The 10,432-nt window shown below is 66.8% G+C and carries 11 protein-coding genes; 9 read left to right on the plus strand and 2 right to left on the minus strand.

Annotation, left to right across the window (positions count from 1 at the left end; translation table 11 throughout):
* Nucleotides 1–120: 120 nt before the first annotated feature.
* Both prfB and AAHM44_RS23920 read left to right on the plus strand, forming a co-directional pair.
* The gene (gene prfB, locus AAHM44_RS23915; protein ID WP_184162311.1) at nucleotides 121–1,248 is read left to right on the plus strand and encodes a peptide chain release factor 2; all 1,128 of its coding nucleotides are present in this window, start codon (nucleotides 121–123) and stop codon (nucleotides 1,246–1,248) included.
* Nucleotides 1,249–1,277: 29 nt separating this feature from the next.
* Nucleotides 1,278–2,018: a class I SAM-dependent methyltransferase gene (locus AAHM44_RS23920; protein ID WP_446746023.1), complete on the plus strand. Its 741-nt coding sequence runs from the start codon at nucleotides 1,278–1,280 to the stop codon at nucleotides 2,016–2,018.
* Here the strand turns inward: AAHM44_RS23920 and AAHM44_RS23925 are convergent.
* Nucleotides 2,004–2,402 carry a JAB domain-containing protein gene (locus tag AAHM44_RS23925; RefSeq protein ID WP_342251558.1) on the minus strand — a complete coding sequence of 133 codons (399 nt, stop codon included), beginning with the start codon at nucleotides 2,400–2,402 and terminating at the stop codon, nucleotides 2,004–2,006. The genes AAHM44_RS23920 and AAHM44_RS23925 overlap by 15 nt on opposite strands.
* A 140-nt stretch (nucleotides 2,403–2,542) precedes the next feature.
* Here AAHM44_RS23925 and AAHM44_RS23930 point away from each other — a divergent pair, with 140 nt between their 5' ends.
* The 4 genes from AAHM44_RS23930 to AAHM44_RS23945 all read left to right on the plus strand — a co-directional run bounded on the left by AAHM44_RS23930 (nucleotide 2,543) and on the right by AAHM44_RS23945 (nucleotide 6,241).
* Complete coding sequence (locus tag AAHM44_RS23930; RefSeq protein WP_342251559.1) at nucleotides 2,543–3,337, plus strand: thymidylate synthase; 795 nt, start codon at nucleotides 2,543–2,545, stop codon at nucleotides 3,335–3,337.
* Nucleotides 3,338–3,478: 141 nt separating this feature from the next.
* Nucleotides 3,479–3,949 carry a dihydrofolate reductase gene (locus AAHM44_RS23935; RefSeq protein ID WP_342251564.1) on the plus strand — a complete coding sequence of 157 codons (471 nt, stop codon included), beginning with the start codon at nucleotides 3,479–3,481 and terminating at the stop codon, nucleotides 3,947–3,949.
* Nucleotides 3,946–5,118, plus strand: a complete 1,173-nt coding sequence (locus AAHM44_RS23940) for a dipeptidase (RefSeq protein WP_342251560.1) — start codon at nucleotides 3,946–3,948, stop codon at nucleotides 5,116–5,118. Before AAHM44_RS23935 ends, AAHM44_RS23940 begins: the two co-directional genes overlap by 4 nt.
* A 199-nt stretch (nucleotides 5,119–5,317) precedes the next feature.
* A complete protein-coding gene (locus AAHM44_RS23945) occupies nucleotides 5,318–6,241 on the plus strand; it encodes a bifunctional riboflavin kinase/FAD synthetase (RefSeq protein WP_342251561.1) in 924 nt (307 codons plus the stop codon).
* Here AAHM44_RS23945 and AAHM44_RS23950 read toward each other — a convergent pair.
* A complete protein-coding gene (locus AAHM44_RS23950) occupies nucleotides 6,238–6,462 on the minus strand; it encodes a hypothetical protein (RefSeq protein ID WP_269573615.1) in 225 nt (74 codons plus the stop codon). The two genes, AAHM44_RS23945 and AAHM44_RS23950, sit on opposite strands and share 4 nt — an antisense overlap.
* A gap of 107 nt (nucleotides 6,463–6,569) precedes the next feature.
* Between AAHM44_RS23950 and ileS the strand changes: the two genes are divergently transcribed.
* From ileS to AAHM44_RS23965, 3 genes are read left to right on the plus strand one after another with little or no spacing between them, the layout of a single operon-like run.
* Nucleotides 6,570–9,392, plus strand: a complete 2,823-nt coding sequence (ileS, locus tag AAHM44_RS23955) for an isoleucine--tRNA ligase (protein WP_342251562.1) — start codon at nucleotides 6,570–6,572, stop codon at nucleotides 9,390–9,392.
* Nucleotides 9,389–9,958: a signal peptidase II gene (gene lspA, locus AAHM44_RS23960; protein ID WP_342251563.1), complete on the plus strand. Its 570-nt coding sequence runs from the start codon at nucleotides 9,389–9,391 to the stop codon at nucleotides 9,956–9,958. Before ileS ends, lspA begins: the two co-directional genes overlap by 4 nt.
* Nucleotides 9,951–10,364, plus strand: coding sequence for a DUF3035 domain-containing protein (locus AAHM44_RS23965; RefSeq protein WP_184162338.1), 414 nt, complete (start codon nucleotides 9,951–9,953; stop codon nucleotides 10,362–10,364). Before lspA ends, AAHM44_RS23965 begins: the two co-directional genes overlap by 8 nt.
* The last annotated feature ends 68 nt before the right edge of the window (nucleotides 10,365–10,432 follow it).

The raw sequence follows: 10,432 nt of genomic DNA on the forward strand, positions 1-10,432 counted from the left end.
GCGCGCCACACAATATCGACAACCCGGCAAAAGCCGGGATCTCAGGCGACGAGCGATCGGCCTGAGGCACGAGATCCCGGCTTTCGCCGGGATGACGTAAAAGATTTGGAGTTACTGATTATGCGCGCCGAAGCGCAGGCTCATGTCGACAACATCAAGGAGTCGCTCGCGCTGCTCCGCCGGTTCCTCGATTGGGATCGCGCACTGCGCCGGCTCGACGAGCTCAATGCGCGCGTCGAGGACCCGACCCTGTGGAACGACGCCAAGAAGGCCCAGGACGTGATGCGCGAGCGTCGCCGGCTCGACGAATCGATCACCGCTACGCGTGCGATCGAGACCGAGCTCAACGACACCGCCGAGCTGATCGAGATGGCCGAGGCCGAGGGCGACGAGGACATGGCGGTCGAAGGCACCGCCAGCCTTGCCGCGCTCGCCGCACGCGCCGAGAAGGACAAGGTCATGGCCCTGCTCTCGGGCGAGGCCGATGCCAACGACACCTATATCGAGATCAACTCGGGCGCCGGCGGCACCGAGAGCAACGACTGGGCAGGCATGCTCCAGCGCATGTACACGCGCTGGGCGGAGCGCCACGGCCTCAAGGTCGAGCTGATCGACTATCATGCCGGCGAGCAGGCGGGCATCAAGTCGGCGACGTTGCTGGTGAAGGGCGAGAACGCCTATGGCTATGCGAAGACCGAGAGCGGCGTGCACCGCCTCGTCCGCATCAGCCCCTATGACAGCGCCGCGCGCCGTCACACCAGCTTCTCCTCGATCTGGGTCTATCCGGTGATCGACGACAATATCGTGGTCGAGATCAACGAGAGCGAGCTGCGCATCGACACCTATCGCGCCTCGGGCGCGGGCGGCCAGCACATCAACACCACCGATTCGGCGGTGCGCATCACCCACTTGCCGACCGGCATCGTGGTGCAGTGCCAGAACCAGCGCTCGCAGCACAAGAACAAGGCCGAGGCCTATAACCAGCTGCGCGCCCGCCTCTATGAGCGCGAGCTGGCCGAGCGCGAGGCCGCGGCCAACGCCACCAACGCCACCAAGACCGATATCGGCTGGGGACACCAGATCCGCTCCTATGTGCTCCAGCCATACCAGCTGGTTAAGGACCTGCGCACCGGTGTTACTTCCACCGCGCCCTCGGATGTGCTCGATGGGGACCTCGACGCGTTCATGGCCGCCGCGCTATCCCAGCGGGTGACCGGCGAGACGGTCGAAGTGGAGGATGTCGATTGAGACGCGGCCCCGCGCTGTTCCTGGGACTGATGCTGGCGGCGTGCAGCGGCGCGCCGGTGGCGATCGACAACAAGGAACAGGGCGTCCCTGCGGCCAATAGCGGCTTCCCCGCTGCCGACCGGCCGGTGGCCGGCATCCTGTCGCCGCGCTGGTCGACCGAGGAAGCGCGCGATCGTCTCAACGAAGCGGGCCAGGTGATGGACCTGGCCGGCATCAAGCCGGACATGACCGTGGCGGACATCGGCGCGGGCGAGGGCTATTACACCGTCCGCCTGGCTGCACGCGTCGGCGACAAGGGCCGCGTTGTCGCCGAGGACATCGTCCCCGAGACGCGCGACTATCTCGCCACGCGCGTGCTGCGCGAGAAGCTCGACAATGTCAGCGTCCGCCTCGGCTTGCCCGCCGATCCGCGCCTGCCCGAGAACAGCTTCGACCGCGTGCTCATGGTCCACATGTACCACGAGATCGAGAGCCCCTATGAGTTCCTCTGGCGGCTGCGCCCCGCGCTCGCCCCCGGCGGCCAGGCGGTGGTGGTCGATGCCAATCGCCCGACCCAGGACCACGGCACCCCGCCCGAGCTGCTCAAATGCGAGTTCGCCGCGGTCGGCTATGTCCTGGTCTCGATGAAGCCGATGCCCTCGGCCGGCGGCTATATCGCGATCTTCGAGGCAAGGGGCGAACGCCCCGAGCCGAGCGCGATCCGCGCGTGCAAGAGCGGCAAGACCGCGACGCCGGCGGTGCTGCCCAAGGAAGAATCAAAGGAACCCTAGGCTGCGGAAACTGGTGGTGCCCTTAGCGGCGACCACCAGATGATCGAGCAGCCGCACGCCCAGCACATCGAGCGCGCGGGCCAGCCGGTCGGTCGCCTCGCGATCGGCACGGCTGGGGGTGGGATCGCCGCTCGGATGGTTGTGCGCCATCACCACGGCAAAGGCATGGAAAGCGATCGCATCCGCCGCGATGTCGCGGATCGGCAGGCTGAGCCGGTCGCGCCAGGCCGAGCGGGCATGGCGCATGCCCAGCACCTGCTGGCTCCGGTCAAGATAGGCGAAGGCCATCACTTCCACCCGCTCGCCCGCCAGCGGCGCGAACAGCGCACCCGCCGCTTCGCTATCGGCCAGGCGCAGGGGTGGTTTCTCGGCACCGAACAGCATCCCGCCCGGGTGCCAGCCGATACCGCCCGCCCGAAGCGCGATCCGCTCCGGAACGGACCGTGGCGGAGAGGCGCGGTTTCTCCACAATGGATATGTCTCGCCCGCTTGGCCTCGCGCGGAGGCAGGGCTAGGCTGCACATATGCAGCAGTACCTCGACTTGATGGCCCGTGCGCTCAACACCGGCGCCGAGCAGATGGACCGCACCGGCACCGGCACGCTGAGCGTGTTCGGCCACCAGATGCGCTTCGATCTCAGCCAGGGCTTCCCGCTGCTCACCACCAAGAAGCTGCACCTGCGCTCGATCCTGATCGAGCTGCTGTGGTTCCTGCGCGGCGACACCAATGTGAAGTGGCTGCAGGAGCGCAAGGTCAGCATCTGGGACGAATGGGCAGACGAGAATGGCGATCTCGGCCCCGTCTACGGCAAGCAGTGGCGCGACTGGGAAGCGGCGGACGGCCGCCATATCGACCAGATCAAGGAACTGATCGAGACGCTCAGGACCAACCCGGGCTCGCGCCGCATGGTCGTCTCGGCCTGGAACCCGGGCGAACTCCACGCCATGGCGCTGGCGCCGTGCCACTGCCTGTTCCAATGCCATGTCGCCAATGGCAAGCTGAGCCTGCAGCTCTACCAGCGCTCGGCCGACATCTTCCTCGGCGTGCCGTTCAACATCGCCAGCTATGCGCTGCTCACCCATCTCCTCGCCCAGCAGGCGGGGCTCGAGGTCGGCGACTTCGTGTGGACCGGCGGCGACTGCCACCTCTATTCGAACCATCTGGAGCAAGCCCGCGAGCAGCTGAGCCGCACGCCCGGCCCGATCCCGCGGCTGGAGATCCTGCGCAATCCGGGCTCGATCGATGCCTATGAATATGAGGACTTCGTGATCCACGATTACGTCGCCCAACCGCACATCAAGGCGCCGGTGGCGGTTTAGGAGAAATCGTCACCCTGAACTTGTTTCAGGGTCCAACCCTCCCCCCGGGAAGCCGTAGCCCGTTGCGCGTTGGATGCTGAAACAAGTTCAGCATGACGGGTTCCCATGCAGGGGCGCATCTGCTTCTGTCGCCGGATGCAGGTGATTTCCTTCCATCTTGCCCGTGCCGACAATGGCGTGATCGGCGTCGACAACCAGCTGCCGTGGCGCCTGCCCGCCGATCTCAGACGCTTCAAGGCGCAGACCATGGGCAAGCCGATGATCATGGGGCGCAAGACCTTCGACAGCTTCCCCGCGCCCCTGCCCGGCCGCCGCCACATCGTGCTGACTCGCGATAGGAACTGGAGCGCCGAGGGTGCCGAAGTCGCGCATTCGCCCGAGGAAGCGCTGGCGCTGGCCGGCCCCGGCGACGTCGCGGTGATCGGCGGCGCGGAGGTCTTCGCGCTGTTCACACCCGACCGGATCGAGCTGACCGAAGTCCATGCTTCCCCGGAAGGGGACGCGCATGTCCCCGCTTTCGGGGTTGAATGGCGCGAAGTTGCGCGCGAGGATTTCCCCCAGGAAGCGGGGCGCCCTGCCTACAGCTTCGTGACATTGGAGCGGGCAGGATGAAGAAAAAGATCCTCTGGGGTGTGCTGATCGCCCTTGTGCTGGCTGCAGTCGGCTTTTTCGGCTTCGCCCCGGGGATCGTCGAAGGCAGCATGAACAAGGTGGTGCCGGCCAAGCTGGCCAAGCCCAGCGACGCGGTGAAGAAGCTCCACGCCTCGCTGCAGATCGCCGACATGCATGCCGACACGCTGATGTGGAACCGCAGCCTGCTCGAGCGCTCGAACACCGGCCAGGTCGACCTGCCCCGGCTGCTCGAAGGCAATGTCGCGCTCCAGGTCTTCTCCTCGGTCACCAAGACGCCGAAGCACCAGAATTACGACGCCAATTCGGGCGACACCGACAACATCACCCTGCTGACCATCGCCCAGCTCCAGCCGCCCAAGACCTGGACCTCGCTGCTCGAGCGCTCGCTGTTCCATGCCCGCAAGCTCGATCGCGCAGCCGCTGGATCGAACGGCAAGCTGCGGGTGATCCACACTCCGCAGGAGCTCGACCAGCTGCTCGCCGATCGCGCGGCGGGCAGGAAGGTGGTCGGCGGCATGCTCTCGATCGAGGGGCTGCAGGACCTGGAAGGCCAGCTCGGCAATCTCGACAAGCTCCACGCCGCGGGCTTCCGCATGGCGGGCCTGGCGCATTTCTTCGACAATGACGTCGCCGGATCGATGCACGGGATGAAGAAGGGCGGGCTCACCCCGCTCGGCCGCCAGGTGCTCGCGCGGATGGAGCAGCTCGGCATGATCGTCGACATCGCCCATTCGAGCCACGAATCGGTCGCCGAGATCCTCAGGCTGGCCAAGCGCCCGGTGGTCTCCAGCCATGGCGGCGTGCAGGCGACCTGCAAGGTCAACCGCAACCTGACCGACGAGGAGATTCGCGGCGTCGCGCGCACCGGCGGCGTGGTCGGCATCGGTTACTGGGACGCAGCGGTGTGCGGTACCGAGCCGGCCAATGTCGTCCGCGCGATCCTGCATGTGCGCCAGCTCGTCGGCGTGGATCATGTCGGCCTGGGCTCGGACTTCGACGGCGCGGTGACCACCGGCTGGGATTCGTCGCAACTGATCGCGATCACCGGCGGGCTGCTCGACGCCGGCCTGTCGCCCGAGGAGATCCGCAAGGTGATGGGCGGCAACGTCCTGCGCGTGCTCCGCGCGGGGATCGTGGCGGGGAAGTGAAAACTCCTTCTCCCCTTGTGGGAAGAGGAATGGGCCCGCGAGGCGAAGCCGAGTGGGAAGGATGAGGGGGAGTGAGACGCACTCCCCTGCCCCCTCACCCTTCCGCCGACTGCGTCGGCTCCCTCCCTCTCCCACAAGGGGAGAGGGAGAGTAGGTCAGCATGTTGGCAGACCCAATCCCGGCCCCTATAGCCCGCCTGATGGAGCGGCTTGACGGCGGCTCGGCAGTCCCGCCCCGCTATCGGGGCGCGATCGTCGCGCTCGGCAATTTCGACGGATTTCACCTGGGACATCAGGCGGTGGTGGGCCATGCGGTGGCGCGCGCCCGCGCCGAGGGGCGGCCGGCGATCGTCGGCACCTTCGATCCGCACCCCCAGCGCTATTTCCGCCCCGACAGCCCCTGGTTCCGCCTGACCAGCATGGACCAGCGCCAGCGCCTGCTGGCCGAAGCGGGCGTCGATGCGATGCTGGTGTTCCCGTTCAACGCCGAGCTTGCAGCGCTGAGCGCGCGCGGCTTTGCCGAGGAGCGGCTGGTCGCGATGATCGGTGCCGGCGGCGTCGTCACCGGCGGCGACTTCACCTTTGGCAAGGGCCGCGAGGGCGATGTATCTACCCTCGCCGCGCTCGGCGCCGAACTCGGCTTCTCGGCCGAGACGGTGGCGCCGGTACAGCTCGACGGCGAGACCGTCTCGTCAAGCCGCATCCGTACGCATCTGCGCGAAGGCCGCCCGGGCGAAGCCGCACGGCTGCTCACCCGCCCCTTCGCGATCGAAGGCGTGGTCCAGCATGGCGACCAGGTCGGCCGCACGCTCGGCTTCCCGACCGCCAACCTCAGCCTCGCCAACTATCTGCGCCCGGCCTACGGCATCTATGCGGTGCGCGGGCGCCTGCCCGACGGGCGTGTGGTCGGCGGCGTCGCCAGCCTGGGCATCCGCCCGACCTTCGAGCCGCCGGTCGAGCTGCTCGAGCCCTATTTCTTCGATTTCTCGGGCGACCTGTACGGCCAGACCATCGAGGTCCAGCTGATCGACTATCTCCGCCCCGAGGCGAAGTTCGATTCGCTCGATGCCCTCAAGGCACAGATCGACGCCGACGCGGCAAAGGCACGGGAGCTGCTGGGCTAGCGCGAATCGCGCACCGCCAGCTGGTGCAGCCGGATCAGCCGGAAGCGCACGCGGTGCCATTTGCTGAGGTCGTCCCAGCGCGATTCGGCAGTGGCCGCGGCGATCTCCGTGTCGATCCGCGCCAGCCCCTCCGCCTCGGGTAGCAGCAGATAATGCCCGGCCAGATCGGCAATCTCGTCACCGCCTCCGGGCCCAGCGACGCTCTGGACCGGAATGTTCATGAAAAGGGGACTCGCGAACCCGCGCGGGGTTCCCCAAATTGGTGGTTAAGCGCACGCGCAACATCTGCTTTGCATGGAGCGCGGCTTCCTCTAATTCCCGCGCACTCATGAGCGACGAAAAAGACTACCGCGACACCGTCTTCCTTCCGAAGACCGAGTTCCCCATGAAGGCAGGCCTCGCCCAGAAGGAGCCTGCCATCCTCGATCGCTGGGCGAGGATCGGGCTGTACGACAAGCTGCGCACGCAGCGTGCCGGCCGCACCCGCTTCATCCTGCACGACGGCCCGCCCTATGCGAATGGCGACATTCACATGGGCCATGCGATGAACAAGGTCCTCAAGGACATCATCGTCCGCTCGCAGAGCCTGATGGGCAAGGACGCGCCCTATATCCCGGGCTGGGACTGCCACGGCCTGCCGATCGAGTGGAAGGTCGAGGAAGCCTACCGCGCCAAGAAGCTCAACAAGGATGAAGTCGATCCCGTCGCCTTCCGCGCCGAATGCCGCGCCTATGCCGAGAAATGGGTCGGCGTGCAGCGCGAGCAGTTCGAGCGGCTGGGTGTGATGGGCGACTGGACCAACCCGTATCTGACGATGAACTATGAGAGCGAGGCGATCATCGCCGGCGAGCTGCTCAAGTTCGCCGAGAGCGGCCAGCTCTATCGCGGCGCCAAGCCGGTGATGTGGTCGCCGGTCGAGAAGACCGCGCTGGCCGAGGCCGAAGTCGAATATGAGGACATCACCTCGACCCAGATCGATGTGGCGTTCGAGATCACCGAGGCGCCGAACGCCCCCGAGCTGGTCGGCGCGCATGCGGTAATCTGGACGACTACGCCGTGGACGATCCCGGTGAACCAGGCGCTCGCCTATGGGCCAGAGGTTGAGTACCTGCTCGTCAAGCGCAATGACGGATTCCAGTTCATTGTCGCGGCCGGCCCCGCAGACGCGTTGATGTATGACTGCCTTGCTCGTTTCTCCAAGGCCCTGCCGGCAGAAGAGCGCTCCTACGAGACTGTTACCCGCTTTTCGGGCTCACAGCTCGCAGGCGCCGTCGCGCGTCACCCGATGCACAAGCTCGGCGGCTTCTTCGCCAAGCCACGTCCGCTGCTCGCCGGCGACTTCGTCACCACCGATGCCGGTACCGGTCTCGTCCATATGGCGCCGGACCATGGCGAGGACGACTTCCTGCTCTGCAAGGCCAATGGCATCGATCCGGTGTTCGCGGTCGATGCGGCGGGCATGTACCGGCCGGACTGGCTGTGGCTCGGCGGCCAGGGATCGGTGATCAACAAGAAGTTCACCGCGTCGGACGGCCCGATCTGCACCGATCTGCGAGAGGCCGGCGCACTGCTCGCCGCCTCGGACGACTTCACCCACAGCTATCCGCATAGCTGGCGCTCCAAGGCCAAGGTGATCTTCCGCTGCACCCCGCAATGGTTCATCCCCATGGACCGCCCGAACGGCGCCACCCGCGACACGAGCTGGGACGACGAATCGCGCGAAGCGACCGCTTCGAACGGCGCCACTCTGCGCGGGATCGCGCTCGATGCGATCGAGAATACCCGCTGGGTGCCTGAAAAGGCGCAGAACCGCATCCGCGCGATGGTCGAGGGGCGCCCGGACTGGGTGATCAGCCGCCAGCGCGCCTGGGGCGTGCCGATCGCGCTCTATGTCCACCGCCAGACCGGCGAATATCTCCGCGATCCCGAAGTGAACGCCCGCATCCTCGAGGCCTTCACCACCGGCGGCGCCGATGCCTGGTTCCAGGCCGATCACCAGCAGCTGCTGGGCGAGAAATACGACCTCGCGTACTATGAGGTGATCACCGACATTCTCGACGTCTGGTTCGATTCGGGCTCGACCCACAGCTTCGTGATCGAGGCGCGCTACGCCGCCGGCACCCGTGCGGACCTGTATCTCGAGGGTTCGGACCAGCATCGCGGCTGGTTCCAGTCGTCGCTGCTCGAAAGCTCGGGCACGCGCGGCCGGGCGCCCTATGACGCGGTGCTGACGCATGGCTTCGCGCTCGACGGCAATGGCCGCAAGATGTCGAAGTCGCTCGGCAACGTCGTCGATCCGCTCAAGATCATCGGCGAGAGCGGCGCGGACATCCTGCGCCTCTGGGTCGCGCAGACCGATTATTTCGAGGACGTCCGCATCGGCAAGGAAGTGCTTGCCGGCACCGGCGACGCGTATCGCAAGATCCGCAACACCTTCCGCTACCTGCTCGGCGCGCTCGACGGGTTCAGCGAGGCGGAGCGCCTGCCCGTGGCCGAAATGCCCGAGCTGGAGCGCTATATCCTAGCCAAGCTGGCTGAGCTCGACAACGAGCTGCGCAGCGCCGCTGACGGTTTCGAGTTCAACCGCTACAGCCGCGCGCTGACGGACTTCATGAACGAAGACCTCTCGGCCTTCTTCTTCGATATCCGCAAGGACTGCCTCTATTGCGAGGCGGAGAGCTCGGCCAAGCGCCGTGCCTATCGCACCGTGCTCGACACGCTGTTCCACGCGCTGGTCCGCTACGCCGCGCCGATCCTCGCCTTCACGGCCGAGGAAGTGTGGCAGGCCCGCTTCCCGAGCGAGGACGAATCGGTCCACATGCTCGAATGGCCGGTGCTGCCGGAAGGTGCCTCGGTCGAGAGCGACTGGACCGCGATCCGCCAGCTCCGCCAGCAGGTGACCGAAGCGATCGAACCCTATCGCCGCGAGAAGCAGGTGCGCTCCAGCCTCGAGGCCGAAGTGACCGTGCCGGTGCTGCCGGCATCGGAAGCGGATCTCACCGAGCTGTTCATCGTCTCGAAGGTGAGCAAAGGTGATGCGGTCACGGTCGTGCCCACCCAGCGCCATAAATGCGGCCGCTGTTGGCGGCATCTCCCGGAAGTTGCGCAGGACGGCGCCTTGTGCGACCGCTGTGCCGGGGTGGTGGAATGAACGTGACTCGTGGAATCGGCTTCGCCGTGGCGGCCCTTGTTTTCGTCATCGATCAGGTGACGAAGCTGCTGGTCGTGCGCGCGCTCGGCGTCGACCTGGCGTTCGTCCAGACCCTGATCCAGCAGAAGCTCGGCCTGGACGGGCTCAACCATGTCCAGGAAGTGCTGCCGATCTTCGACCTGCGCTTCGTCGCCAATATCGGCGTGTCGCTCGGCCTGTTCGCCGCGAACAGCGATGCGACGCGCTGGATGCTGGTGGTGCTCACCGGCGCGATCGCCGCGGGCGTGATCTGGTGGATGTTCCGCGAGAAGAAGCTGCCCGATGTCTGCGCGCTCGGCATGGTGCTGGGCGGCGCGCTCGGCAACATCCTCGACCGGGCCCGGCTCGGCTTCGTCGTCGATTTCGCCGACCTGCATTTCGGGACATGGCGCCCGTTTTTGGTCTTCAACGTCGCCGATGCGGCGATTACCATCGGCGTGCTGATCCTGTTGATCCGCGCGCTCCTCGTGCGCGATAAGGCCGCAGGCGAAAGCCCGGCCGCTGTGGAGAATGAAGTCAATGCGTAAGACCGTTACCATCGTGAGCGCGATCGCGCTTGCGGCCTCGCTCTCCGCTTGCGGCAAGAAGGGTTATGACCGGGCGCGCCCCGACGAGTTCGCCGTCGCGCGCCAGGCGCCGCTGGTGATCCCGCCCGATTTCGCGCTGGTGCCGCCGCAGCCGGGCGCCCCGCGTCCGCAGGAAGGCAACCCGGCCAACCAGGCGCTCGACGCGATGTTCGGCGGCTCGGCAGCGCGCAGCCCCGGCGAGCAGGCAGTCATGGACCAGTCGGGCAGCACCGGCGCCGATGTCGGCGCGCGCTCGACCGCAGGCAGCCCGGGCACCAGCGTGGTCGACAAGGGCACCACCACCCGCGACATCGTCGCGGCGCCGGAAGGCGACGGCAAGGATGCCAAGGCCAGCACGCCGCAATAAGCGGCACTGCTCCTCAAGCGCACGAAACAAGAAAGGCCGGGCGGGCGCCCCCCGGCGGGCGGGCGGTG

Source organism: Sphingomonas sp. OTU376, assembly GCF_038440415.1.
Classification (GTDB): domain Bacteria; phylum Pseudomonadota; class Alphaproteobacteria; order Sphingomonadales; family Sphingomonadaceae; genus Sphingomonas; species Sphingomonas kyeonggiensis_A.